The organism is Streptomyces sp. 8N616, assembly GCF_052246385.1.
Classification (GTDB): domain Bacteria; phylum Actinomycetota; class Actinomycetes; order Streptomycetales; family Streptomycetaceae; genus Streptomyces.
Genome location: NZ_JBQQBY010000020.1, coordinates 87,795 through 113,158, shown reverse-complemented (window position 1 = coordinate 113,158; position 25,364 = coordinate 87,795). Strand labels below are relative to the sequence as shown.

General features: G+C 70.5%; 24 protein-coding genes. 16 read left to right on the top strand and 8 right to left on the bottom strand.

The features are described from left to right. Positions 1-96: 96 nt before the first annotated feature. The 3 genes from ACTWQC_RS19910 to ACTWQC_RS19900 are packed head-to-tail and all read right to left on the bottom strand — an operon-like array spanning position 97 to position 3,336. The gene (locus ACTWQC_RS19910) at positions 97-2,259 is read right to left on the bottom strand and encodes a M48 family metalloprotease (protein ID WP_443317075.1); all 2,163 of its coding nucleotides are present in this window, start codon (positions 2,257-2,259) and stop codon (positions 97-99) included. Next, positions 2,256-3,047 carry an RNA polymerase sigma factor gene (locus tag ACTWQC_RS19905; RefSeq protein ID WP_443317074.1) on the bottom strand — a complete coding sequence of 264 codons (792 nt, stop codon included), beginning with the start codon at positions 3,045-3,047 and terminating at the stop codon, positions 2,256-2,258. Before ACTWQC_RS19905 ends, ACTWQC_RS19910 begins: the two co-directional genes overlap by 4 nt. 43 nt (positions 3,048-3,090) lie before the next feature. Next, positions 3,091-3,336, bottom strand: coding sequence for a hypothetical protein (locus ACTWQC_RS19900; protein ID WP_443317073.1), 246 nt, complete (start codon positions 3,334-3,336; stop codon positions 3,091-3,093). 160 nt (positions 3,337-3,496) lie between these two features. Between ACTWQC_RS19900 and ACTWQC_RS19895 the strand changes: the two genes are divergently transcribed. The 10 genes from ACTWQC_RS19895 (at position 3,497) to ACTWQC_RS19850 (ending at position 16,154) form a co-directional block, all read left to right on the top strand. Beyond that, a complete protein-coding gene (locus tag ACTWQC_RS19895) occupies positions 3,497-3,892 on the top strand; it encodes a PPOX class F420-dependent oxidoreductase (RefSeq protein WP_443317072.1) in 396 nt (131 codons plus the stop codon). A gap of 139 nt (positions 3,893-4,031) precedes the next feature. Next, positions 4,032-5,606, top strand: a complete 1,575-nt coding sequence (locus tag ACTWQC_RS19890; protein ID WP_443317071.1) for a hypothetical protein — start codon at positions 4,032-4,034, stop codon at positions 5,604-5,606. Positions 5,607-5,982: 376 nt separating this feature from the next. Then, entirely contained in the window at positions 5,983-6,825 is an 843-nt protein-coding gene (locus ACTWQC_RS19885; protein WP_443317070.1) for a nitrilase-related carbon-nitrogen hydrolase, read from the top strand. Positions 6,826-6,935: 110 nt separating this feature from the next. Further along, positions 6,936-8,213 carry an aspartate aminotransferase family protein gene (locus tag ACTWQC_RS19880; RefSeq protein WP_443317133.1) on the top strand — a complete coding sequence of 426 codons (1,278 nt, stop codon included), beginning with the start codon at positions 6,936-6,938 and terminating at the stop codon, positions 8,211-8,213. A 131-nt stretch (positions 8,214-8,344) separates the two neighbouring features. Beyond that, entirely contained in the window at positions 8,345-9,586 is a 1,242-nt protein-coding gene (locus tag ACTWQC_RS19875) for a hypothetical protein (protein WP_443317069.1), read from the top strand. A gap of 11 nt (positions 9,587-9,597) precedes the next feature. Then, positions 9,598-11,187 carry a substrate-binding and vWA domain-containing protein gene (locus tag ACTWQC_RS19870; protein WP_443317068.1) on the top strand — a complete coding sequence of 530 codons (1,590 nt, stop codon included), beginning with the start codon at positions 9,598-9,600 and terminating at the stop codon, positions 11,185-11,187. Continuing rightward, positions 11,171-11,947: a hypothetical protein gene (locus ACTWQC_RS19865; RefSeq protein ID WP_443317067.1), complete on the top strand. Its 777-nt coding sequence runs from the start codon at positions 11,171-11,173 to the stop codon at positions 11,945-11,947. The genes ACTWQC_RS19870 and ACTWQC_RS19865 overlap by 17 nt, the downstream gene beginning before the upstream one ends. Positions 11,948-12,167: 220 nt before the next feature. After that, positions 12,168-13,568, top strand: coding sequence for a dihydropyrimidinase (gene hydA / locus ACTWQC_RS19860; protein ID WP_443317066.1), 1,401 nt, complete (start codon positions 12,168-12,170; stop codon positions 13,566-13,568). Between the two features lie 12 nt (positions 13,569-13,580). Then, positions 13,581-14,585 carry a TIGR03842 family LLM class F420-dependent oxidoreductase gene (locus tag ACTWQC_RS19855; RefSeq protein ID WP_443317065.1) on the top strand — a complete coding sequence of 335 codons (1,005 nt, stop codon included), beginning with the start codon at positions 13,581-13,583 and terminating at the stop codon, positions 14,583-14,585. Between the two features lie 27 nt (positions 14,586-14,612). Then, positions 14,613-16,154 carry an NCS1 family nucleobase:cation symporter-1 gene (locus ACTWQC_RS19850; RefSeq protein WP_443317064.1) on the top strand — a complete coding sequence of 514 codons (1,542 nt, stop codon included), beginning with the start codon at positions 14,613-14,615 and terminating at the stop codon, positions 16,152-16,154. A 95-nt stretch (positions 16,155-16,249) separates the two neighbouring features. Here ACTWQC_RS19850 and ACTWQC_RS19845 read toward each other — a convergent pair whose 3' ends face one another. Together ACTWQC_RS19845 and ACTWQC_RS19840 are read right to left on the bottom strand one after the other, a co-directional pair. Continuing rightward, positions 16,250-16,798 (bottom strand): 5-formyltetrahydrofolate cyclo-ligase, encoded by a 549-nt coding sequence (locus tag ACTWQC_RS19845; protein ID WP_443317063.1) that lies wholly within the window; start codon positions 16,796-16,798, stop codon positions 16,250-16,252. A 190-nt stretch (positions 16,799-16,988) separates the two neighbouring features. Continuing rightward, positions 16,989-17,432 carry an ATP-binding protein gene (locus tag ACTWQC_RS19840; protein ID WP_443317062.1) on the bottom strand — a complete coding sequence of 148 codons (444 nt, stop codon included), beginning with the start codon at positions 17,430-17,432 and terminating at the stop codon, positions 16,989-16,991. Positions 17,433-17,579: 147 nt separating this feature from the next. Between ACTWQC_RS19840 and ACTWQC_RS19835 the strand changes: the two genes are divergently transcribed. Beyond that, a complete protein-coding gene (locus ACTWQC_RS19835) occupies positions 17,580-18,893 on the top strand; it encodes a helix-turn-helix domain-containing protein (RefSeq protein WP_443317132.1) in 1,314 nt (437 codons plus the stop codon). An 8-nt stretch (positions 18,894-18,901) separates the two neighbouring features. Here the strand turns inward: ACTWQC_RS19835 and ACTWQC_RS19830 are convergent, their stop codons facing one another. Together ACTWQC_RS19830 and ACTWQC_RS19825 are read right to left on the bottom strand one after the other, a co-directional pair. After that, entirely contained in the window at positions 18,902-19,444 is a 543-nt protein-coding gene (locus ACTWQC_RS19830; RefSeq protein ID WP_443317061.1) for an NUDIX hydrolase, read from the bottom strand. Between the two features lie 171 nt (positions 19,445-19,615). Beyond that, on the bottom strand, positions 19,616-19,822 hold the full coding sequence (locus ACTWQC_RS19825; protein ID WP_443317060.1) for a hypothetical protein: 207 nt from the start codon (positions 19,820-19,822) through the stop codon (positions 19,616-19,618). A 100-nt stretch (positions 19,823-19,922) separates the two neighbouring features. On the opposite strand from ACTWQC_RS19825, the gene ACTWQC_RS19820 reads away from it, so the two are divergent. The 3 genes from ACTWQC_RS19820 to ACTWQC_RS19810 all read left to right on the top strand — a co-directional run bounded on the left by ACTWQC_RS19820 (position 19,923) and on the right by ACTWQC_RS19810 (position 22,335). Further along, entirely contained in the window at positions 19,923-20,429 is a 507-nt protein-coding gene (locus tag ACTWQC_RS19820) for a protein-L-isoaspartate O-methyltransferase family protein (protein ID WP_443317059.1), read from the top strand. A 26-nt stretch (positions 20,430-20,455) separates the two neighbouring features. Beyond that, complete coding sequence (locus tag ACTWQC_RS19815; RefSeq protein WP_443317058.1) at positions 20,456-20,917, top strand: hypothetical protein; 462 nt, start codon at positions 20,456-20,458, stop codon at positions 20,915-20,917. A 281-nt stretch (positions 20,918-21,198) separates the two neighbouring features. Then, positions 21,199-22,335, top strand: a complete 1,137-nt coding sequence (locus tag ACTWQC_RS19810; RefSeq protein ID WP_443317057.1) for a PP2C family protein-serine/threonine phosphatase — start codon at positions 21,199-21,201, stop codon at positions 22,333-22,335. A 90-nt stretch (positions 22,336-22,425) separates the two neighbouring features. Here the strand turns inward: ACTWQC_RS19810 and ACTWQC_RS19805 are convergent, their stop codons facing one another. Then, positions 22,426-22,851, bottom strand: coding sequence for an ATP-binding protein (locus ACTWQC_RS19805; protein WP_443317056.1), 426 nt, complete (start codon positions 22,849-22,851; stop codon positions 22,426-22,428). Positions 22,852-23,035: 184 nt separating this feature from the next. Between ACTWQC_RS19805 and ACTWQC_RS19800 the strand changes: the two genes are divergently transcribed. Both ACTWQC_RS19800 and glpK read left to right on the top strand, forming a co-directional pair. Continuing rightward, positions 23,036-23,803, top strand: a complete 768-nt coding sequence (locus ACTWQC_RS19800; protein WP_443317055.1) for an IclR family transcriptional regulator — start codon at positions 23,036-23,038, stop codon at positions 23,801-23,803. 45 nt (positions 23,804-23,848) lie between these two features. Next, the gene (gene glpK / locus ACTWQC_RS19795; protein ID WP_443317054.1) at positions 23,849-25,363 is read left to right on the top strand and encodes a glycerol kinase GlpK; all 1,515 of its coding nucleotides are present in this window, start codon (positions 23,849-23,851) and stop codon (positions 25,361-25,363) included. Position 25,364: the final 1 nt, after the last annotated feature.

Genomic DNA, 25,364 nt, shown 5'->3' with positions numbered 1-25,364 from the left:
CGTGGCGCAAACTCATCGGTCGTCGGCCGGAGCGTCGCGGAACCGGGCGCCGCGGGTCCTGCGCGGAAGGTCCGGCACGGCGATGGTCCGGCGCCGTTATCCGCAGCGCGTGCGGGCGAGGCCGGGAGTCCCGGGGACCTTCAGTTCCTGGCCGGGGCGGAGGTCGGTGGACTTCAGGTGGTTGACCTCGACCAGCTCGTCCACCGTGCTCAAGTACCGGCAGGCGAGCTTCGACAGCGTGTCGCCCGGTTTCACCGTGACCATGTGGTGGAGCCCCAGCTCGGGGAACGGCAGGCACCCGCCCGCGTACGACACGCCTGCCGTCCCGCAGTCGGCCCTGGGCAGGGATGACGGGAGAGACGAGGGGAGGGAGGAGGGGAGGGACGCGGGGAGCGACGAGCTGTTCAGGCGGTCCGGCGTCGGGTCGGCGGTACCCGGTGTCGGAAGGGCCGGATAGGCCGTTCCGACACCGGGGGAGGGGTACGCGGGAGGCGTCAGGCCCGAGCCGGCCTGGCTGTCCACCGGGCGGACCGGAGGCGCCGACGGCGAACCGTCGCTCCTGAGGTATCCCGAGAGGAAGACCGCGCTGAGCACCACGGTGACGGCGAGGCCTCCGGCGCTGATCTTGCGTTGCCCCCTCGTGGAGCCGTCCGCGGAGCTGGGGGAGTGCCCGGTCTTCCTGGCCGGCACCCGCAGGGCGGATGCGGCCCCGGCCTCGCTCATGGGAACGGCGCCGTTGACGCCGCAGAGGACGAGGTGGAAGCGCAGCTCCGCGATGTCGGAGGGCCGGGCGACTGCCACGCGTACGAGCTCGTACGCAACGGCGGCGTCGGCGTCCAGGGTGACGAGCTTGCCGGGGCCGGCCCACTCGGCGCTCCAGGCGGCCTTGCCCGCCGTGACCACTCCCTGTCCCACCAGGATCCAGACGGCTGTGAGCAGGCGGTCCTCGCCCAGGTCGCCCCACTGCCGCTCTCCCCAGCGGGTGTCGCGGAGCGCGCCGGCCAGTTCCTCGCCGCGCCCGGATTCCAGCAGGTCGAGCACCCCGCCGAGGGTTGAGCTCGCGGTGCCGATGAGTCCGATCGCCACCCTCAGGTCCTCGATCGCCCGGATCACCTGGAGTTCGGCCGCATCGTCCACCCAGTCGCGCCACGGCTGCTGCTCCTGACGCCTTTCCGTCCCCCACCGCGACAGCGCCGCCCAGACGGATGCGGGCACGCGGCCCGACTCGCCCAGCAAGGCGAGCGCAGGCGACAGGTCGCGCGCCGCCGGCGCATCCGTACGCCGTGCCAGTGCCGCCAGCCGCTCGTCGAGCGGAGGGTGGGAGTCCAGCCGGGATCTGGGCCGTTCGGGGAGGTCGCGCCGCCAGCGGGCGAGCGCCGCTTCGTACGCGGGATCGGTGACCATCAGCCCGAAGGCGCGTAGCGGGTCGTCGGGTACGCGGCCGATCTCCCGCATGGGGTCGAGAAACCTGGTCCTGAAGTCCTCCCAGGCGGCGCCCAGCACATGCACCAAGGACAGCGCTTCGGACGTGGCCTCCTTGCCGACGACCGCCGCCGCGGCCGCGTCGGCCTCGAACTCCTGGCGGCGGCGGATGGCGAAGGACGCCGCGTCGTACAGCCAGGCGTAGGCCGACAGCAGGCGGTACTGGAAGCCCGAGTAGTACGCGATCAGCCTGTTGCCGGCGGCGGCATCCGCGATGCCCTGGAGAGCCGTGCTCAGGGCGGCCGAGCCGCGGTAGACCGTCGCGCCGAACCTGGTGTGGCGGCGCGCGTAGTGCCCCAGTTCATGGCAGAGCACGGCGCGCATCTCATCGGCGCGCAGCCCCGCCAGCAGCGGCACCCCGATATACATCCGGCGCTGCGCCACCCCGAGTCCGAACCGCGTCTCCTCGCTCACCGCCGCGTTGACGTCGAGGGTCAGCCGAATGTCTGTCGGCGCGGGGGCGCCGACCCGCTCGGCGAGGTCCGTGACCGCCTCCCACAGCTCGGGGGCCGTCCGCCGGCCGACCCGGACCGAGCCCGGCTGCGCGCCGGGCGAGGCTCCGCCCGCGAAGAGCCCGCGGATCACCGCCAGGATCGCCGGGGTGCTGAAGGCGACGAGATAGAGGGGCGTCGGCGACTGGAGAGGTGCCTCGGAGCTGAACACGACGTACAGCGTGAGCAGCGCGAACGCGACATAGACGAGGACCAGCGCCCAGGCCAGCGCGTAGAAACCGGCCACCAGCGCCAGGGCGAGCAGCGCCCGCAGCGTCGCGGTCACTGCCGGCCGTCCTTCGCCTCGGGCCGCGGCCCGGTCACCGCATCGCGGACGTGTTCGTGGACCTGTTCGTGGACCTGTTCGGGGACGTGTTGACCCATCCGCGTGCGGATCCGTTCGTGGATGCGCGCCATGGTCTCCCGCTCCGCCGTGAAACCCCCGCGAAGCCAGACCTCCGTCCGGTGCAGGCGTTCGGTCAGCGGATCGCCGCTCTGCCCCGCCGTGGCTTCGGCGAGCCGGGCCCGGAGCACGTCCGCGGAGATCAACTCATCGCGCCCTCGGCCCAGTTCACCGGCTCCGCCGGTTCCCCTGTCCGGCATGCCCAGCACCTTCTTCAGCTTCTTACGGGCCTTGAACAGGCTGGCCGCGACGCCGCCCCGGCTCAGCCCCAGCTCGTCGGCGATGGCCTCCTGCGACATGCCCTGAAGGCAGTGCAGGACCAGGACGGTCCGCTGGCGGCGGGGCAGAGCGGCCAGCGCGGTGAGCACGGCGCGCGCCTCCACCGCCTGTTCCATGCCGGCGGCCGGCGGATGCGGGATGCCGTCCAGCTCCGCGGGCCGCCACCGCGCTTTGCGTCGCGAGACCGCCGATAAGCGCTGCCGTACGATCCGGTACACCCAGGCGTCCGGTGCGTCGTACCCGCGCAACCGCTCCCACCTGCGGAACGCCTCGGCGTACGCCTCCTGCACCGCGTCCTCGGCGTCCTGCCGGTGGCCGCACAGGATGAGGGCCCGGGCCATCATGCTGGGGAAGGAGCGCTCGAAGAAGGCGTCGAAGCCATCAGGGGCCACGACGCCATCGGCGTCATGAGCGTCATGAGTGCCATGAGTGCCGTCAGTTCTGGCCGACTCGGTCGTCACCGCATCCCCCTCGCTCCACGCCGCGAGCGCCGCGCCCCGCCCGCATTGCCAGCCGGGCCCGTTCCGGGCCGCTGTGCTCCATGACGACATCGGTGCGCTCCGCGTGCAGCGCAAGGGAAAAGATACGCTCCCGCTCCCTGGCCATCAGCCAGAAGAGCACGACTCTGGGTACGGCCGCCGCCACGACGAGAACGACGGCGACGATCACCGGGTCCGACACGTGTGAAGACACCTCCTGCCTCCGCTCGGTTTCGTGTCCACGTGGTCCACGTGGTCCACGTGGTCCACACCCGGTAACAGGCTTTCGGCGGCGTTGTGTTCACCTCCGTTCCGGGATTTCCGGCGCACCCTGGAGGGCAGCCGGGTCTAGGCTCAGCCCCATGACCCCCGCCCCCGCCGCCCTGGACGCACTCGGCCGCAGCCCGTACGTCAGCCTCGTCACCTACCGCCGCGACGGCACCCCCGTGCCGACGCCCGTCTGGGCCGTCTCGGACGGCGAGCGGCTCTACGTCTGGACGCGCACCGACTCCGGCAAGGTCAAGCGCATCCGCAACAACCGCCGCGTCACCGTCACCCGCTGCGATGCCCGCGGACGCACCGCCGAAGGCGCGACGGCGGCGGAAGGCGAGGCGGAGCTGCTGGACGCCGACGGGCTCCGCCGGGTACGCGGACTGCTCACCGGCAAGTACGGCTGGCGGTTCCGGATCGTCGACGGTGGCGGCGCGCTCGTACGCCTCGGTAAGCGCCCGCATACAGGCATTGCCGTTATCTTCTGACGCCTCCCCGTGCGACACTCGAAAACTTCCCGTAACACGATCGCGACACCCGCCTAATCCCAGAGGTGTCGAATGCCATCGGGCCCGGAGGTCTCTGCCGCGGGAGAGAGACGGGGCCGCCGGGCGAGAGGGGTGGGACATGCTGGACCAGCAACTCCCCGACGACGTCGCGGAGTTCGCCGACTATCTGCATCAACTCCTGGGCGCACTCGACCCGGAGGCGGGGTGGTACGGGGTGTTCGCGCAGCGCGACCCCGACGGCATCCGGGCCTGTCTGGAGGGCAGCGAGGTGCTGCCCTGGGACGTCGTGGAATCCCTCTTCCAGGACCTGGCCGTACGGCACGGCGCCCCCGTGGCCGACCGCCAGCGCGCCCGCGCCGAGCAGCTGCACCGCGCCTCGGTCGCCGCGTACGACCGGTGGATCGGCGGGCGGGAGGCGCTGCTCGACCGGCTGGACGTCATGCTCAGGGAGAACAGCTACGCGGCGGCGCGCGAGCGCGAGCTGAGCGCGGCGCTGGCCTCCGCCGGGAGCAGGGCGGAGGCCGAGCGCCTCGAGGCGGAGCTGGCCTGGGCCCAGGATGATCGCGAACGCGCGACGGCCCGGTGCGCGGAGCTCCGGGCCCGCCTGGCGACGCTCGAGGACGGCCGTGAGCGCGGCCGCGAACACGGCGGCGAGCAGGAACGGGAGCAGGAACGGGAGCAGGGACGGGAGCAGGGACGGGACCCGGGGGTCGTCCCGGGGGACCACCGGCCGGGTCAGCCGCGCCCCGACGCCGCGGGCGAAGCCGTGCGCGTGCCGCATCCCCGCGAGGCCCGGCACCACCATGAACACGAAGACAGCGGGCGCGAGCCCGAACAGCCGTCGCGCGGCGCTCCCGACCCCGGCAGGCCGCCCAAGCGGGCGGTCGCCTCACGGGGCGCCCGGTTCGCGGGGATCGAGGACACCGACAAGGCCGGGCCCGCCGCCGTACCCGCCACCCCCGAGGCCGCGGCTCCGGCACCCGCCAAGCCGCGCGGCGCCCGCTTCGCCGGTGCCTACGAGACGCCCAAGGAGCCCCGCCCGCCCAAAGAATCCCGCGCGCCGAAGGAGCCGCGGGCCGGGAAGCGGGGCGGACGCGACCGCGCGCCCAAGCGGGCGGAGGCCGCGCCGCAGGACTCACCCGACCTCGCGGCCGCACGCCGCGCCACCGACGAGGCCGTGGCGCGGCTCGCGGCGCTGCGCGCGTCGGAGCGTGGCGGCGAGGCGTACGTCGTGCTGTGCGAGGCCGTGGCCGGGCCCGCCGAGCAGCTGCCACTGCTGGTCGCGGGGCTCGAGCGGTCGGGCCTCGCGGCAGATGTGGCAACGCTGTTGTGGGAGGCGTCCTGCCTGCCGCCCCAGGCCCTGGCCGCCGCGGCCGTCGCGCTCACGGACGGGGACCGCACGGGCGACTGCCGCACCCTGTTGCGCCAGGCGGTGGCCCGGCCCGCCCCGGAGCTCGCCGACACGCTCATCGCGCTGTGCGACGCGGACCGCGCCGACGAGGCCGACACCCTGCTCGACGCGCTGCTCAGGGCCCGTACGCCGGAGGAGGTGGCGCGCGTCGCGGAGGCGGATCCGGAGGCGCTCGTGCCGATGGTGCTCGATGCGGCCACGGGCGTCTCGACGCACCGGCAGCGCGACGTCGCGCTCGCGATGCGGATCGCGGGACTGCAGGGCGTGCCCGACGCCGTCTGATCCCGCCCCTGCGGGACTCCCGGAGCGCCTCGGAAGGCCTTCCGAAAAGCCCCTCCGAAGCCCTCCGAACGCCTTCCGAGCAGCCCCGGACCACCAGGAAGGACGCGCCGAGCAGGTGCCGAGCAGGGCACGGACCATGTCCGATGTGGCCCGTTGCGGTATGAAACGTGATCGACGCTGCCGCGTAACGGCGATGGTCTTGCCACGGGGTGTGACGGGGCTTACGTTCTCCATCTACGTCCCGCGTCTACGTGCGTAGAGGGTGGGTAGAGGCGGCGTAGTGGCTCTTTGACGTCAGCGGGGGAGCGGGCCCCGCCGCGCCCGCACAGCGTGGGGGTACCACCCAGGCGAAGCTCTGGGGGAGAAGGAGCAGCTCATGGCCAATGTCGTCCGCGCCGCACTGGTCCAGGCGACTTGGACCGGCGATACCGAGTCCATGATCACGAAGCATGAGGAGCACGCCCGGGAGGCGGCCCGCCAGGGCGCCCAGGTGATCGGCTTCCAGGAAGTCTTCAACGCGCCCTATTTCTGCCAGGTCCAGGAGCCTGAGCACTACCGCTGGGCCGAGCCCGTGCCCGAAGGGCCGACCGTAAGCCGCATGCAGGCGCTCGCCCGCGAGACCGGCATGGTCGTCGTCGTCCCCGTCTTCGAGGTCGAGCAGTCCGGCTTCTACTACAACACCGCGGTCGTGATCGACGCCGACGGCAGCGTCCTCGGCAAGTACCGCAAGCACCACATCCCCCAGGTCAAGGGCTTCTGGGAGAAGTACTACTTCAAGCCGGGCAATCTGGGCTGGCCCGTTTTCGACACGGCCGTGGGCAAGGTCGGCGTCTACATCTGCTACGACCGCCACTTCCCCGAGGGCTGGCGGGCCCTGGGTCTGGCCGGCGCCCAGCTCGTCTACAACCCCTCCGCCACCTCCCGCGGTCTGTCCGCCTACCTCTGGCAGCTGGAACAGCCCGCGGCCGCCGTCGCCAACGAGTACTTCATCGCCGCCATCAACCGCGTCGGCCAGGAGGAGTACGGCGACAACGACTTCTACGGCACCAGCTACTTCGTCGACCCGCGCGGCCAGTTCGTCGGCGAGGTCGCCAGCGACAAGAAGGAGGAACTCATCGTACGGGACCTCGACTTCGGCCTGATCGACGAGGTCAGGCAGCAGTGGGCGTTCTACCGGGACCGGCGGCCCGACGCGTACGAGGGGCTGGTGCAGCCGTGACACCGCTTCCCCCGCCCGAATCGCACCCGGCCGTCCCCCGGCCCGAGTCCCACCCGGCTGTTCCCCCGCCCGATCCCCACCCCGCGCTGATCGGCCGCCACAAGGCCGTGATGCCCGACTGGCTCGCGCTCTACTACCGCGACCCGCTGGAGCTCACCCACGGCGAGGGCCGCCACGTCTGGGACGCCGAAGGGCGCCGCTACCTCGACTTCTTCGGCGGCATCCTCACGACCATGACCGCCCACGCCCTGCCCGAGGTGACCAAGGCCGTCAGCGAGCAGGCGAGCCGCATCATCCACTCCTCCACCCTCTACCTCAACCGCCCCATGGTGGACCTGGCCGAGCGCATCGCCACCCTGTCCGGCATCCCGGACGCGCGGGTCTTCTTCACCACTTCCGGCACCGAGGCCAACGACGCGGCCCTGCTGCTGGCCACCACCTACCGCCGGTCGAACCAGATCCTGGCGCTGCGCAACAGCTACCACGGCCGCTCTTTCTCCACCATCGGCGTCACCGGCAACTCCGCCTGGTCGCCGACCAGCCTGTCCCCGCTCCAGACGCTGTACGTGCACGGCGGCATCCGCACCCGCGGCCCGTACGCCCAGCTGTCCGACGCCCAGTTCATCGAGGCCTGCGTCGCCGACCTCCAGGACATGCTGGCGCAGACGCAGCGCGGCTCGGTCGCCGCGCTGATCGCCGAACCGGTGCAGGGCGTCGGCGGGTTCACCCTCCCGCCCGACGGCCTGTTCGCCGCCTTCCGCGAGGTCCTTCAGGAGCACGGAATCCTGTGGATCTCGGACGAGGTGCAGACCGGCTGGGGCAGGACGGGCGAGCACTTCTGGGGCTGGCAGGCGCACGCCCGGAACGGCCCGCCCGACCTGCTCACCTTCGCCAAGGGCATCGGCAACGGCATGTCCATCGGCGGGGTCGTCGCCCGCGCCGAGGTCATGAACTGCCTCGACGCCAACTCCATCTCCACCTTCGGCGGCAGCCCCGTCACCATGGCCGCGGGCCTGGCCAACCTCGCGTATCTCGTCGAGCACGACCTCCAGGGCAACTCCCGCCGCGTCGGCGGACTGCTCATCGAGCGGCTCCGCGCCGTCGCCGCCGGGTTGCCGGTCGTACGGGAGGTGCGCGGCCGCGGCCTGATGATCGGGATCGAGTTGGTCGACCCCGACGGCGCGCCCTCCGCGCACGCCGCCACCCTCGCGCTCGAGTACGCCCGCGAGGAGGGCGTGCTCATCGGCAAGGGCGGCCGCGAGGGCAACGCGCTGCGCATCGCCCCGCCGATGTCGCTGAGCGTCGCCGAGGCAGAGGAGGGGGCGGCCCTGCTCGAAGCCGCCCTGACGCGTGTGCAGTCCGAGGTCGCGGCGGAGTGGCAGACCTGACGTGCGGGCCGCAGCTCCCTTCCGGCGAGGCCGAGTTGTCCACTCCGGCTTCGCCGGAGCGCGCCCGCTTCACCGTGGAATCGTGAATACTGGCCCATGAGCTGACGCGCGGCACAACGGGGGAGGCGTCCGTGACCGTCGGGCAGAGACCAGTTGTCGAAGAACCGCGGTTAGCCATCCAGCGCCGGTCGTCCTCCCTGGGGTCGCGGCGCCGCTTCCTCGCCGCCTTCCTGCCCCTGTTGGCCGCCGTCCTGACGGGTGTGGCCGTGCTGGGCATCTCGGGAAACATCCTGGTGCCGTTCGAGCGCGTCACCACGCTCGAGGGCAAGATGGCGTCCAAGCGGGACTTCTTCGAGGACGAAGAGGTCCAGCGGATCCTGATGAAGTATCACCTGCGGGTCCACACCACCAGTTCGGGGTCGCGTGAGGTGGCCATCCGGGACATCGCCTCGTACGACTTCGTCTTTCCCTCCGGGCAGCCCGCCGGCGACCTGATCACCACACAGCGCGCGGCGAAGGGCCGGTACGCCAAGGTGCACCGGCCGTTCGTCAGCCCCATCGTGCTCGCCACCTACCGCGAGTACGCCGAGACGCTGCGGGACCGGGGAGTCGCCGCCCCGCAGGGCGGCACCGGTCAGGACCGGCCGCTCTACTACACCCTCGACATGAAGGTCTTCCTCGGGCTGATCGAGGAAGGCCGCAAGTGGCAGGATCTCAAGATCGAGGACCACGGGGTCACCAACGGGAACAAGGTCCTCGCCCAGACGCCGGATGTCTGCGGGACCAACTCGGGGGTCACCTATCTGGCGCTGGTCGCCTTCACCCGCAGCGACGGCGACGTGCCGGACACCGGCAAGGAAGCGGACACCCTCGGCCGGGACATCAAGCCGTTCCTCACCGGGCAGGGCCTGCCGCCCGACGATCTGTTCCGCACCTACACCTCCCCGGAGGGGAAGGGAATAGGCCCCGTGGTGGTGGCGTACGAGCACCAGTACCTCGCCTACCAGGCGCAGTTCCAGGCTCACGCGGGGAAGCTGGACGCCGACCGGGTGCTCCTCTACCCCTCGCCCCAGTTCGTGACCCAGCCCCAGTACATTGCGCTCACCCGTGCGGGGGACCGGCTCGGCGAGCTGATCACCCATGACCCCGAACTGCGCAGCCGGGCCATGGAACTGGGCTTCCGGATCCTCGACCCGACCGGGAAGGTCGCAGGCGACCAGCTGACGCGGTTCCTGGAGGAGCGCGAGATCCCGGTCCCCGAGATGGCGGGCGACACCAGGTCGGCCATGCCCAGGCTGGCCCTCCTGGAGCGGATGATCTCCATCGTGGGCGACTGCCCGCCCGCCGTGGCGGAACCGGGGGACCGGGGATGAGGGCAGGGGGGTTGCGCCGGCGCCCGCGGGCCGTCTTCGCGCTGTGCCTGGCATGGATGACGCTGGGCACGGTCCTCACGGCGTGCTCCACGGACAGCCCCGAGACCGCCACCCTGACGGTGCTGGCCAGCCCGGAACTCGCCGACATGCGGCCGCTGTTGGACGACCTCCGGCGCGACACCGGCATCACGCTGGAGCTCGACTACCAGAGCACCGTGGACGCCAGCACCGCGCTCGCCCCCGGCGACTACCGGCACGACCTCGCCTGGCTGTCCTCCGACCGCTACTTCCAGCTCAAGCTGAAGGAGGCCGGACAGGGCGCGGAACGGCCGCTGGGCACCAGCATCATGAAGTCCCCCGTGGTCATCGGCATGAAGCAGGAGACGGCCGACCGGCTCCGCCGCGGGACGCCCGGCGGCCAGATCTCCTGGGCGGACGCCGCCGACGCCGCGGCCGCCGGGTCGCTGCGCTTCGGCATGGCCGATCCGCGGCACTCCAACAGCGGCCTGGCCACGCTCGTCGGAGTGGCCACCGCAGCCGCGGGCACCGGCCAGGCCCTGCGTCCCGAGGACGTCTCCTGCGACCGGCTGCGCGGCTTCTTCACCGGGCAGCGGCTCACCGCGGACTCGTCCCGGCAGCTGACCGAGTCCTTCGTACGGCGCCAGGACGACCTCGACGCCCTGATCACCTACGAGTCGGAGCTGCTCTCCCTCAACGACAGCGGGAGGCTGCGCCGGCCGCTGGAGATCGTCTACCCGAAGGACGGCATGGTGCTGTCCGACTACCCCCTGCTGCTCCTCGACCCGGCCAGGCGCGAGGCGTACGACAAGGTCGTCGACTGGCTCAAGAGCGAACCCGCCCAGAAGAAGATCATGGAGCGGACGCTGCGCAGGCCGGTCGATCCCGCGCTGCCCCGCACCGCCCCCCTCCGCGACCCCATCGGCAACGCGCTGTACTTCCCGGACGACCAGAAGGTCGTCGACAGGCTTCTCGCCGACTACGGCGATCCCGGGCGGGACCGGCCAGCCCGGGTGGTCTTCCTGCTCGACTTCTCCGGATCGATGAGAGGCGAGCGCATCGCGGACCTGCGCGCCACCTTCGACGGACTCAGCGGGGCCGATGACTCCCGCTCCGGAAAGTTCGTCAGGTTCTACCGGGGCGAGAGGCTGACGGTGATGCGGTTCGGGGGGCGCGTGCTCGACGAGCGGAGCCTGACCTACGGCGGGCGGCGTGACCTGGACCGGCTCCGCGGATTCGTGGACCGTGCGGACTTCGACGGCAGCACCGCGATCTGGTCCGCGCTCGACCACGCCTACCGGAAGCTGTCGCGGAGTGTGCGCGACCATCCGGGCGAGCCCGTCTCGATCGTCCTCATGACGGACGGCGAGAACAATGACGGGATCGACCTCGACACGTTCATCCGCCGCTATCAGTCCCTGCCCGCTGCGGCCCGCGCGGTGCGCACGTACACCATCCGCTACGGCGAGGCGGACACCGGGGAACTCGACCGGGCGGCACGGAAAACCGGCGGTCGCATGGTCGACGCCACCGACCGCTCCCTCCTCAACGCTTTCAAGGAGATCCGTGGGTGTGCTCAGTGAAGCGTGGTGGAGCATCTGGTGGCCCTGGATGCTCCTGTGGTCGGCGACCGCGGCCGCCGTGATGGCGCTGGTGTACGTGACCGCCACATGGCTGTCCCGCGGCAGGCGCGCCCGGGACCAGAGAGTCACCGACAGCATCTGCTTCTACCTGAACGACGAACTGGTCATGGACCACTACCAGATGCGCGGCTACGCCCCGGCGCTCCGCAAGGAGGTCGAGCTGCGGACCAGTGACAGCAAGAACGCGAACATCCGCGCCGCCGTCTTCGGTGTCGGCGCGGGCGGCGGCAAGCGCGACAGCGTGGAGGTCGTCAGTAAGTACCTGGAGGTGGCCGAGCCCATCTCGGTGATCGGCCTCATCGTGGACGTCCTGGAGCGGAAGGACGCCATCGTCCACGTCGACCTCGTAGGCCGGGCCGTCAGACGGAACAGGGCGCTGGCCGACGAACTGGCCGCCCGTCCGGGACCAGCCGGGCGGGTCAGGGCCGTACGTCTGCAGGACATGGAGCCGTTCGTGCTGATCAGAGGACGGTTCCGGAAGATCGACGAAACCACCGAGAGCACCGTCTTCCTGGCACCGTACGGGGCTCCGGAGGACCCCGAGCACGGCCGCTGCCACGTCCGCCTCAGGTGCGCCACGGAGGGTCTGCGCAACGAGGTCCCCGCGGGTCCCTTCCGGGCGCGCTGCTTCGGCAAAGTCGAGAACTGGAACTCCGAGGAAGGGGTCCTTGAAGTGCTGGCCTTCGCCATCTTCCGGTGACCTTCGGCCGCCGGCGGGGTTGGGCCGGGCGGGTCCCCCGGCACGGGAAACGTGATGGTCTTCCGCGATTAACAGCGGCGGTATTGCCACAGTGGGTACCACCTTCTACGTTCGTCACCACGCCGGGGTCTACGTGCGTAGAGGTCGTGGCGGTGGCGCGTGAGCGCAACGCCTCCACACGCAACGGGCAGGCCCGGAGCCGACCGGAAGGAGTGGGAGCATGACCCGCACCGTCATCCGCGGCGGCCTCGTCATCACCGCCGCCGACGAGATCCACGCCGATGTGCTCATCGAGGACGGCAGGATCGCCGCCCTGGCCGCGCACGGCAGCGCGTACGGCGAGAGCTGGACCGCCGACCGTACGGTCGACGCCACCGGCAAGTACGTGATCCCGGGCGGGGTCGACGCCCACACCCACATGGAGCTGCCCTTCGGCGGCACCTTCGCCTCCGACACCTTCGAGACCGGGACCCGGGCCGCCGCCTGGGGCGGGACGACCACGATCGTCGACTTCGCCGTGCAGACTCAAGGGCAGGCGCTGCGCGCCGGGCTCGACGCCTGGTACGCGAAGGCGGACTCCAACTGCGCCATCGACTACGCCTTCCACATGATCGTCTCCGATGTCAACGAGGGCTCGCTCAAGGAGATGGACCTCCTCATCGCGGAGGGCATCACCTCCTTCAAGCTCTTCATGGCCTACCCGGGCGTCTTCTACAGCGACGACGGGCAGATCCTGCGGGCGATGCAGCGCTCCGCCGCCAACGGCGGGCTGATCATGATGCACGCCGAGAACGGCATCGCGATCGACGTCCTCATCGAGCAGGCCCTCGCGGAGGGCCGCACCGACCCGCGCTACCACGGCGAGGTGCGCAAGGTGCTGCTGGAGGCCGAGGCCACCCACCGCGCCATCCAGCTCGCCCGGGTCGCCGGAGCCCCGCTGTACGTCGTCCACGTCTCGGCCGAGGAGGCCGTCGCCGAGCTGGCGCAGGCCCGCGACAAGGGACTCAACGTCTTCGGCGAAACCTGTCCCCAGTACCTCTTCCTGTCCACCGACAACCTCGCGGAGCCGGACTTCGAGGGCGCCAAGTACGTGTGCTCGACGCCTCTGCGGCCCCGCGAGCACCAGGCCGCCCTGTGGCGGGGCCTGCGTACCAACGACCTCCAGGTCGTCTCCACCGACCACTGCCCCTTCTGCTTCGCGGGCCAGAAGGAGCTGGGCCGCGGCGACTTCTCCAAGATTCCCAACGGCCTGCCGGGCGTGGAGAACCGGATGGACCTGCTCCACCAGGGCGTCGTCGACGGGCACATCTCGCGCCGCCGCTGGATCGAAATCGCCTGCGCCACCCCGGCCCGGATGTTCGGCCTCTACCCGCGCAAGGGCACCATCGCGCCGGGCGCGGACGCCGACGTCGTCATCTACGACCCGCACGCCGAGCAGGTGCTGTCCGCCGAGACCCACCACATGAACGTCGACTACTCGGCGTATGAGGGCAAGCGGGTCACCGGCCGCGTGGAGACCGTGCTCTCGCGCGGTGAACCGGTCGTCGACGGGGGCGAGTTCACCGGCCGGGCCGGCCACGGCCAGTACGTGCCACGCGGTACCTGCCAATACCTGATCTGAAAGGGGGCCGCCATGGACTTCGGACTCGTCCTGCAGACCGACCCGCCCGCCTCCGCCGTCGTCGGCCTCATGCGGCGCGCCGAGCGCAACGGTTTCCGCTACGGATGGACCTTCGACTCCGCCGTGCTGTGGCAGGAGCCGTTCGTCATCTACAGCCGCATCCTGGAGCACACCCAGCGGCTGATCGTCGGGCCGATGGTCACCAACCCGGGCACCCGCACCTGGGAGGTCACCGCCTCCACCTTCGCCACGCTCAACGAGATGTACGGCAACCGCACCGTCTGCGGCATCGGGCGCGGCGACTCCGCGATGCGCGTGGCCGGGCGCAAACCCAACACCCTGGCCCGCCTCGGGGAGGCGATCGGCGCCATCCGCGACCTCGCCGAGGGGCGCGAGGCGAGGGTGGACGGCGAATCCATCCGCATCCCGTGGGTGAAGGACGGGAAACTGCCGGTCTGGATGGCTGCGTACGGGCCCAAGGCCCTCGCGCTGGCGGGGCAGAAGGCCGACGGGTTCATCCTTCAGCTCGCCGACCTGTATCTGACGGAGTGGATGGTCGGGTCCGTACGGGCCGCGGCCGCCGAGGCGGGCCGGGACCCGGACGCACTGACGATCTGCGTGGCCGCGCCCGCGTACGTGGGCGACGACCTGGCGCACGCGCGCGAGCAGTGCCGGTGGTTCGGCGGCATGGTCGGCAACCACGTCGCCGACCTGGTGGCGCGCTACGGCGAGCACTCCGACCTCGTACCGGAGGCGCTGACGGAGTACATCACGGCACGCCAGGGCTACGACTACAGCCACCACGGCAGGACCGGGAGCCCGTCGACGGACTTCGTGTCCGACGAGATCGTCGACCGCTTCTGCCTGCTGGGCCCGCCCGAGGCGCATGTGGCGAAGCTGAAGGCGCTCCGGGACCTGGGCGTGGACCAGTTCGCGGTCTACGCGATGCACGACGCCAGGGAGTCGACCATCGACGCGTACGGGGAGCACGTGATTCCCGCCCTTGCCGGAAAGTGAACGGTTCCCCGGACGGATGGCCCTGACATGACCGACGCCCCGCCCGCCCAGCCACCTGCCGCCATACCCCAACTCACGCACGCCGACGGCCGGGTGGAGCTCCCGCCGGACATGCGGCTGCCCGACGGCCCCTTCTCGAACGACGATCTGCGGCCCGTCCCGGTCGCGGACCGGCACTGGACCACGTACAACTTCGCAGCGCTGTGGGTCGGCATGGCCCACAACATCCCGTCCTGGACGCTGGCCTCCGGGCTCGTCGCCCTTGGCATGGACTGGAAGCAGGCCGTCCTCACCATCGCCCTCGGCAACGTCATCGTCCTCTTCCCGATGCTGCTGACCGGGCACGCTGGACCCAAGTACGGGATCCCGTTCCCCGTCCTGGCACGCGCCTCGTTCGGGCTGCGCGGGGCCAACCTGCCCGCGCTGATCCGGGCCGCCGTGGCGTGCGCCTGGTTCGGCATCCAGACCTGGATCGGCGGCCAGGGCATCTACATACTCCTCGGCAAGCTGTTCGGCGGCGGCTGGGCGAGCGCCACGGAGGTCGGCGGCTACCCGTGGACGCTGTGGCTCTGTTTCGTCGTCTTCTGGGTGGTCGAACTCGCCATCATCTACCGGGGCATGGAGACCCTCCGGCGCTTCGAGAACTGGGCCGCGCCCTTCGTGCTCGTGGGCGCGGTGGTCCTGCTGGTCTGGATCGCGAACGAGGCGGGCGGCTTCGGACCGCTGCTCGACCAGCCCTCGAAGCTCGGCTGGGGCGGCGACTTCTGGAAGGTCTTCTTCCCGTCCCTCATGGGCATGATCGGCTTCTGGGCCACGCTGTCGCTGAACATCCCGGACTTCACCCGCTTCGGCCGCGGCCAGCGCGCCCAGGTCTGGGGCCAGTCCCTCGGCCTGCCCACCACCATGACCGCCTTCGCGCTGCTGTCCGTGCTCGTCACCTCGGGTTCCCAGGCCGTCTACGGCGAGGCGCTGTGGGACCCGGTCGCCCTCGCGGGGAAGACGGACAACGCCTTCGGCCTGCTCTTCGCGCTGGTGACGGTCCTCGTCGCGACGATCTCGGTCAACATCGCGGCCAACGTGGTCTCGCCCGCGTACGATCTGGCCAACCTCGCCCCGAAGGTCATCAACTTCCGTACGGGCGCGCTGATCACGGGCGTCGTCGGCGTGGTGATCTTCCCGTGGAAGCTGACGGCCACCCCGGAGCTGTACATCTTCACCTGGCTGGGCGTGGTCGGCGGGCTGCTCGGCACGGTCGCGGGCATCCTCATCGCCGACTACTGGATCGTCCGGCGCACGGTCCTCGACCTCGCCGACCTCTACCGGCCCGGTGGCCGCTACTGGTACGCCGCCGGCTGGAACTGGCGGGCGATCACGGCCTTCACGGCCGGCGGCGCCCTCGCGGTCGGCGGCTCGTACTCCGCCCCGGGCAAGGGCCCGTTCCCGGAGGACGGCCTGATTCCCCTCCTCCAGCCGCTCGCCGACTACGGCTGGGCGGTGGGACTGGGGACGTCGCTGGTGCTGTACGCGGTGCTGATGCTGCCGCGGCACACCACGGCAGCACGGTCCTGACCGCCCAGTCCTGACCGCCCACACCCGTTAACCTTGTTACTGCGACGACGGCGCCCTCAACGGACGCCGTCGGCCGAGCTGTTCTGCTCGGCGGCTCAGCGACCGGCCGCAGGAGCGCGGGCCGCGAGGACGGGGATGGAAGCGATCTTCTCCGCGTCCAGGTGCTCCCACACCAGTCCCGCCGGGCGATGCGGAGACCGGCATGTGATGACCTCATCGGGGGTGACGATCAGATCCACCCCGAAGTCGTGGCCAGTGGCCGGTAGCTCTTCGTCCAGGACCTGCACGGCATGGACCGTGGTCACCACCACGGTTCGCGAGCTGATCAGCCCGGCCTCCATCAGAAAGGCGAACTCCAGATCCGAGTACCCCGCCCCCTTGCCGATGCGTACGCCGGACCGGTTCACCGCGACACTGCCGACCACCACCATGTCGACGGGCCGCAGAGCTTCCACGTCCACCTTCGGCGCGACCGCCGCAGCGACCTTGCTCGCCGCAGCTTCGGCAGGCGGGACTGCCAGCGCCGCCGGGTCGAGGAGGTAGAACGGGTGAGGGTCGGCGAGTTTCGGCACGGCCATGAACACCGTCTTGCCCTCGACGAGCGCGCGGGCGCGTACCGGAAGCTGCACTTCCATCAGGGCCATGAGCCGATGCTGGGCCGAGGGCATCCGGCGGTCGTGCGACGGTCCTCCCTCAGAGCTCCGCCTGGGCGGTGCCTCCAGCCGCCCTGTCGAGGCAAGTGACCAGCAAGGATGAATCATGTCGGCCTGCCGCTCAGAGTGTCCCCCAGGATCTTGGCCTTCGGTCTCCGCCGATGGTGACCTGCCGCGTCAGTCATGCGCCTGGATCCCCGTCTGGGGCGCCAAGATGCAGGCGGGCCCAGACCGTCTTGCCGATGGGGGTGCGGGGGTGGTGGCCGGTCTCTTCAGTCAGACTGGCTACGAGCTGGAGGCCGCGGCCATGCTCGTCGTCCGTGTGGGAATCGACGGGTCGTGGCGGGCGGCCGCTGGCGTCGGATACCTCCACGAGGCAGTTCGCTCCGTCGGCGGTGAGGCACATTTCGAAGAGATGGCCTGGTTTCCGAGCGTGCAGTACGGCGTTGGTGGCTAGCTCGCTGCAGACCAGGATCACACGCAGGACGTCGTCTGAGCTGTAGCCCCAGCTGGTGAGCGTCTTGCCGACCAGTCGTCGAGCCAGGGAGACACACTTGGGGTTCGAGGCGAATTGCATCTTCCACCGCTGTTCGGTCGCCTGGTCGTGCGTTGTCGTCGGGTGCATCGCGTCCCCTTGTCGTTGGCGGTACGGGGACAGCTGATCGCAGCGAGCGATTACGGAATCAGGTCAAGGTGATTACCCAACGTGGGTAAGATCTAGGGCGATTGAGCCTCACGGCCGATTCGCTGCTCACTTGAGGAAGGGGCCGTGGTGTCTGGATCGCAGTCGCATCAGGCGCTTCCGCCCGACTTATTGGCTAGCCCTGCGTGGCAGGATGCCTGCCGCGCTCGCGACTTCAGCCGCATCTTCCGCCTGGTCAAGCTCAAGGCCGGGATCTACCCTTCGCGGATCGCGGCCCTGTGCGGCATGACACCCAGCCGCGTCGGCGAGATCATGACGGGCCGCCGTGGGCTGGCGCACATCGACGTGATCGAGCGCGTTGCTGACGGGCTACGGATCCCGGGCGCCATGCTCGGGCTCGCGCACCGCCCCTGGGAGATCCCCGCCCCCGTCCGTACACACGACCGCGCCCCGGAAGCCGAATCGGAGCCCCCGCACGTACAGAGCGCCCACAGGACCCCGTTCGGCGAACTGGATGATCTGCTCGCGCTGGCCGACGGGCAGGTCACCCGCTCCACCCTCGCTGCACTCCGCTCCTCCGTGGAGGACTACTGGCGTCGCGACGACCAGCACGGCGGAGCGTCCCTACGTCCCGCTGTCGTTGGACACTTGCGCTACGTCGAGCAGTTGGCGCGCAGTGCCGAGGGGAGCCTGCTGAGTGATCTGCAGTCGCTCGCCGCCGAGCTGGCCCGCCTTGCCGGGTGGGCGTACTTCGATGCGCGCCAGTACAGCACCGCTCGCACCTACTTTTCCCAGGCCCTCAAGCTGTCCCACGGACAGGGTGACCGGCTGTTCATGGCCAATGTGCTCTCCTGCATGAGTCTTCTCGCCACTTACGACGGCAACCCCTCTGACGCTGTCGCCCTCGCGTGCAAGGCCCAGGACGCTGCCCGGGCGGCGGACGAGCAGCCGCTGGTGATGTCCATGCTGCACATGCGCGAAGCCTTCGCGCACGCCGCCCTCCGCGACGCCCCCGCCTGCCACCAAGCCATCGACCGCTCCCGCGATCAGTACGAGCGATCGCGCGGCCGCGAGGACGCGGCGCCCTCCTGGGTGCGCTACTTCGACGAGACCAAGCTCATCGTCGACACGGGCATCGCCCTGGCCCGCCTCGGCCAGGCGTCCCGCGCCGAACCGCTCATTGTCGAAGGGCTGCGTCGTGAGAAGGCGGCCCAACAGCGGGGACGTGCCTTCCACGCCTTCTGGCTCGCCAGCACCCAGCTCCAGCAGGACAAACTCGACCAGGCTTGCCACAGCGCCGGACTCGCTCTCGACCTGACCGCCGCCATCGACTCGCCCCGCGTGGCGGGCCATGTGCACGAATTCCACCGCCGCTTGGCTCCGTACGCCCGCGAGGCGCCGGTGATCGCGTTCGATCAGCGGCGGCGCGAAGTGCTCGGCTGACCACCTGCCTAGCCGACGCGCTTCGCGGCCTCGTCGAGCAGCAGATAGAGCAGCCCCACAAGCGTGCCGCTGCTGACGATCTCCCGGCGGTCGATCATGCCCCGGACCTCGGAGAGCGGGATCCACTCGATCCGGTCCGCCTCGTTCATCTCCGTCGGCGGGCTCACGTACGTAGCGCCGTCCGCGCGGAAGACATGGTGCTCGGAGTCGGTGATGCCGTTCGCGGGCTGGGCGTACACCAGTGGCTTCATCGCCGCCGCTCGCCAGCCGGTCTCCTCCTCCACCTCCCGGGCAGCGGCCTGCTCGGGCGTTTCGTCGCCCTCGATCAGGCCCATCGGGAGTTCCCAGCCCCACGTGTCGGTGACGAATCGGTGCCGCCAGAGCATCAGGACCCGATGCTGGTCATCCACCACAGCGGCCACGGCGAGGTGCCGCATCCGTACGACGTGGTGCTCCCAGCGGCGGCCGTCGGGTTGCTGGACATCCACGAGCCACAGGTTGACCCACGGGTTGCTGTAGATCTGACGTTCGCCATGGACGGTCCACTGCATGAGCCAACTCCCTCTCGCCAGTGCGGACTCCAGCATGTCACTCCGACGAGAATCCGTCCGGATCGCGCACGCCACCCGGCCCGGCCAAGGGCGACCGTGGCCTTCGCGGCGGGTGACGTCCTCGCGATCGGCGGCTCGTACTTCCGCCCCTGCGAGGGCGGACCTAACTCCCTACGCCGCGGGGAGGTCCGCCCACCGCGTGATGCCGCCGGGGTGGATGCGCACGCCGCAGCGGGCCGACAGGGCGGTGACGATGGCGATGCCGCGGCCGTGCTCGTCCGGATGGCCGTTGGCGTGCCCGGGAAGCTCGCCGCATTCGAAGCACTGATCACAACCGAGCTCTGGCTGCGCCAGCACCGCACAAAGGCGGCCGCCCATGGGGCATGGATCGAAGCGAACCATCACCCCGTCAGGGAGCCGGACACCCCGGATCGCCCCTTCCACGTCACCCTTCGCGTTTGAACCCAAGGAACCATCAATGCCCGACGCAATCGACCTCGCTGCCGATGTCGTGCCCGCCGCCCGCTTCCACGGCCCCGACGGGCGTGCAGTACGCCCCTGCACCCCCGCGGCTGTCACCCAGCGCCACCTGCGGATGCTAGCTGTCCCTCCTGGCGCCAACGTCCTTGAAATCGGCACGGGTTCGGGCTATTCGGCTGCCCTCCTTGCCCATCTCGCCGGGCCCACCGGTCACGTCACCACCGTCGACATCGACGCCGACCTCTCCAGGCGTGCCGAAGCGCTTTTCGCCGAGCACGGACACCAGGTCGCGGCAGTGGTCGGCGATGGTCTCCTCGGCCATCCGCCGCGCGCCCCGTATGACCGCACTCTCGTCGGGACCACCCCGCCCGCCATCCCCGATGCGTGGCTCCAGCAACTCACGCCCGGCGGCGCGCTGCTGACCGGTGTGCGTCTCTCGTCGCTGCCCGGCGCCTACGCGATCGCTCACGTCACGGTCGACGCCGACCACCAGCCGCACCGGTAACGATCCACCATGGCGGCTACACCCCCATGACGGCCCTAGGCATCCCGACGACGGGCGCCCAGGCCAAGGCCCCAGGGCAGCCGCACCTGACCCTCACCACGCTCACCCCCGCGAACCGCGAGGGTGCGAACTCCCTCCTCTCCGGCCTGAGCGACAAGCCGCACACCGAGCCGACCCAGGCGCCAGGGGATGAGTACTTCCACTTCAAGAACTGGCTCATCGGCACCAGCCCCGAAGGGCTCCTCGAAGCAACCCTCGATGACGGCGTCGGCATCGGCGTTGGCTCTTTCGCCCCCGACGGCACAGCCCACGCAGCCCTCGCCACGGAGCAGCTCCTCATCGCAGACCACCCCGAGTCGCCCGCTCTCGAAGTTCTTCGCGCCCTGATTCGCCAGTGGTGGCAGGAAGGAGCCCCCCGTACCCACGAGCTCCGCGGTCGACTCGTCCGCGACGGTGACGCCTGGCACATCCGGATCGCCCGTGCATAGATTTATGCGGCAGCTGCGGTGGCACCGGCCACGTCCGAGCTGTGACTGAGCGCTTCAGTTGTCGGGTCAGCGGCTGAGTTGGCGAGCCTGAGCGCAACGGGCACCGTAGCGCTGGGGGGTGTCGGCCACGGGTCCTCGGATGCCTCGGGAGGCCGCGGGGGCGATGAGTGGAACACTCACCTTCGGCGAGGCAGGCTGTACCCATGCGGACGCTCTTCCGCCCAGCTCCTACGCCGGGAGCGGGCGGTCACAGCCGGGCCCTTTTCCGAGTCGCGCAGTGCGTGCCGTTCGTGATCATACTGCTCGGGCTGGGGATCGAGCTCTCGCCTGCGCACGATATCTACACCGGCCCTCTCCTCGTCGCGATGCCGGCGCTGGCTTCGTTGACGATGGGCCCGAAAGGCACCCTCTCGGCAGCGGCTGGAGCCCTGGCCGTCAGCCTGATCACCACCACCCTGCACGAGGCGTGGGGTGGCATGCTGATCTACAGCAACCTCCTGGGCCTCCTCGTGGTGTCCGTGGCCAGTGTCATCACGAGCAAAGCTGTGCGCACGCGCAGGCAGAGCGAGCTCACCCAGGTTCGCCGGGTCGCCGTGGCAGCACAACGAGTCCTGCTGCGGCCTACACCGGCCCGGCTGGGCCCGGTACGGGCAGCCAGCATGTACCTCGCGGCTGAGACCGGAGCGCAGATCGGCGGCGATCTGTACGAGGCCGTACAGACCCGGTATGGGGTCCGGATGATCGTGGGGGACGTCCGCGGCAAAGGGCTGCCTGCTGTGCGTTTGGCCGCAGCCGTGCTGGGCGCCTTCCGGGAGGCCGTGCACTATGAGGACGACCTCGTGGAGGTGGTGAACCACTGCGCGGCTGCGCTGCACCGGGAGCGAGCCGCGCCGGGGGCGGTCGACCAGGACGAGAGGGAAGACCCGGCGGAGGATTTCGTCACTGCGCTCGTAGCTCAGGTGCCCGACGGCTTCGAAGTCCAGGTGGTCAATCGCGGCCATCCGCCTCCGCTGCTGCTGCACCGGGGCAGGGTTCACGCCCTGATGCCCAGCTCACCACTGCCACCCCTGGGCCTGGACGACTTCATGACCGGTCCTCCCGCCAAGGCGGAGAGCTATCCGCTCGCACCCGGTGACCGTCTGCTGCTGCACACCGACGGCGTGATCGAGGCCCGCAATCCTGACAACGATTTCTTCGCCTTGCCCGAGGCCATGGAAGCGGTGCACACCTGCACCCCGCCGCAGTTCCTGGAACAACTGCACCAGGCATTGATCCGTCACGCCGGGGGCCACCTGGCGGACGATGCGGCGATGCTCCTCGTCGACCGGCTCGACGAAGAAGAAGCAGACAACGAGCAGTCGGCGCAGCTCCTGCTTCCTGAAGTGACAGACCGAATTGATCTTCCGGCCACGTCCTGAGCGCGGTGCTTGGCGAAACCCGGCGACTGAAGCGCTCAGTCACACGAGCCCGAACTCGCAGCGCGACGCCGTCTCGCCTCGCCGTGCGTTCTACGCCGCGGGGAGGTCCGCCCACCGCGTGATGCCGCCGGGGTGGATGTGCACGCCGCAGCGGGCCGAGAGGGCGGTGACGATGCCGATGCCGCGGCCGTGCTCGTCGGGGTCGAGCTCGTCGGCCGGTTGTCCGGCCGGATGCGCGGGTCCCGCGTCGGTGACTTCGATGCGCAGGGCGCTGCGCCCGTCGATCCAGGTCCAGGACAGTCGTAGCGCGGTCGGGGGCAGGGCGTGGACGACCGCATTGGTGAGCAGCTCCGAGATCACCAGGAGCGCGTCATCGGCGACGTCCTGGGACAGGTTCCACCCGGCCAGGACCGTGCGCACGCATCGGCGCACGGCCGAGACGGCTCCGGGGGCATGCGGCAGCGGACAGACGTGCTCCGCGCCCTCCTGCGGCGTCGTATGGAGCTGTAGTGCCATCTGCCCTCCTTCCGTGAGCCTGCCGAGTGGTCGTGGGTCGACGCAGATCCCCGAAAGACTATGGACGGCACCTGAGAGGGTCAATGAACGGGGGTCGACATTATCGAACGCGCCTTTCGGGCGTGCGAACGATTCGGAAACAGTGCGTGATGCCGACCGGTGATCGCGGTACTAGGATCGCTGCATGGCCGGCCCGGTCCAGTCCATCGAACGGGCGGCGGCGATCCTGCGTCTGCTCGCCGGCGGTCCCCGTCGGCTTGGGCTGGGCGAGGTGGCGGCTGCGCTGGGGCTCGCGAAGGGAACCACGCACGGCATCCTGCGCACCCTGCAGCACGTGGACTTCGTGGAGCAGGACGAGGCGACCGGAAAGTACCAGCTCGGAGCGGCCCTGCTCCACCTCGGTACCAGCTATCTCGACGTCAACGAGCTGCGGTCCCGCTCCATCAACTGGGCCGACGCCCTGGCCGCCCGCAGCGGGGAGGCGGTACGCCTGGGTACGCCCCTGGAGGGGAAGGTGCTCATCGTCCACCATGTCTTCCGGCCGGACGACACCCTCCAGACCCTCGACGTGGGCTCGCTGCTGCCGCTGCACGCGTCCTCGCTCGGCAAGGTGCTGCTGGCCTTCGGGAGCACGCCCGTGGAGCCGGTGCTGGAAGCCGGTCTCGAGGCGTACACCCGGCACACCCTGGTCGCCCCGGAGGGTCTCACCCGGGCCCTCGCCGAAATCCAGGAGCTCGGGTGGGCCGCCGAGGTCCAGGAAATGAGCATGGGCGATGCCGGCGTCGCCGCGCCGATCCGGGGGCACGGCGGCCTCGTGGTGGGCGCCATCGGAGCATCCGGCGCGGTCGAGCGGATCTGCGACTCCCAAGGCCGTCCCCAGCCCGCCCTGGTCACCCTGGTCCGCGATGCCGCACGGGCGGTCTCCCGAGACCTGGGGGCAGCCCGCTGGTGAGCCCCACCGACCTCCTCGAACGCATCGGAAGGCAGGCACCTGATCATGGTTGAACGGTATGTGATGTCCATCGACCAGGGCACCAACTCCACTCGATGCATCCTGTTCGACCACGGTGGGCGACTGGTGTCGGTCGCCCAGCGGGAGCACCAGCAGCACTTCCCCAGGCCCGGCTGGGTCGAGCACGACGCCGTCGAGATCTGGCGCAATCTGCAGCGCGTGGTGCCGCAGGCGCTCTCCGGCGCCGGCGTAGGCGGCGACGAGATCGCCGCCGTCGGCATCGCCAACCAGCGGGAGACGACGGTGCTCTGGGACCGGATGACGGGCGCCCCGCTGAGCAGGGCGATCGTCTGGCAGGACACCCGTACCGCCGCGCACATCGAGAACCTGAGGAACGACCCCGGGGACGACTTCTTCCTTCAGCGCTGCTGCCTGGCCCCCTCGACCTACTTCTCCGCCCCGAAGATCCGCTGGCTGCTGGACCACGTCGAAGGGCTGCAGCAGCGCGCCGAAGACGGCGAGGTGCTGTTCGGCACGATGGAGAGCTGGGTGATCTGGAATCTCACCGGAGGCCCGGACGGCGGCCTGCACATCACCGACGTCACCAACGCCAGCCGCACCATGCTGATGAACATCCGCACGCTCACCTGGGACGAGGAGCTGCTGGATTTCTTCGGCATCCCCCGCGCGATGCTCCCGGAGATCCGGCCCTCGTCCGAGAACTACGGCGCCGCCCGTGCCGTCCTCCCCGGTGTCCGCATCACCGCCGCCCTCGGCGACCAGCAGGCGGCCCTGTTCGGACAGACCTGCTTCGCCCCCGGCGAGGCGAAGTGCACTTATGGAACCGGCAGCTTCCTGTTGCTCAACACCGGCACCAGCCTCGTACGGTCCCGGCACGGACTGCTCACCACGGTCGGCTACAAGATCGGCGACCAGCCCGCGGTCTACGCGCTGGAAGGCCCCATCGCCGTCACCGGCTCACTGGTCCAGTGGTTCCGCGACCGTCTGGGACTGATCAGCAGCGCCCCCGAGATCGAGACCCTCGCGCGCACCGTCGAGGACAACGGCGGCTGCTACATCGTCCCGGCGTTCTCCGGCCTGTACGCGCCCCACTGGCGCAGCGACGCACGCGGCGTCATCGTCGGCCTCACCTCGTACATCACCAAGGGACACCTGGCCCGAGCCGTCCTGGAGGCCACCGGCTGGCAGACCCGGGAGGTCGTCGATGCCATGAACGCCGACTCCTCGCTCGCCCTGAAGGCGCTCAAGGTGGACGGCGGTATGACGGCCGACAACCTGCTCATGCAGTTCCTCGCCGACGTGCTCGACGTGCCCGTGGTGCGGCCCATGGTCGCCGAGACGGTGTCGCTGGGCGCCGCCTACGCCGCGGGGCTCGCCGCCGGCTACTGGCCGGACCTGGAAGTCCTGCGCCGCAACTGGCACCGGGCGGCCCAGTGGCTGCCGGACATGGACCCCGAACGTCGGGAGGCGGAGTACGACAACTGGAAGCGAGCCGTCGAGCGGGCGCTGGGGTGGATCAGGCAGCCGGGGGCGTCCTGAG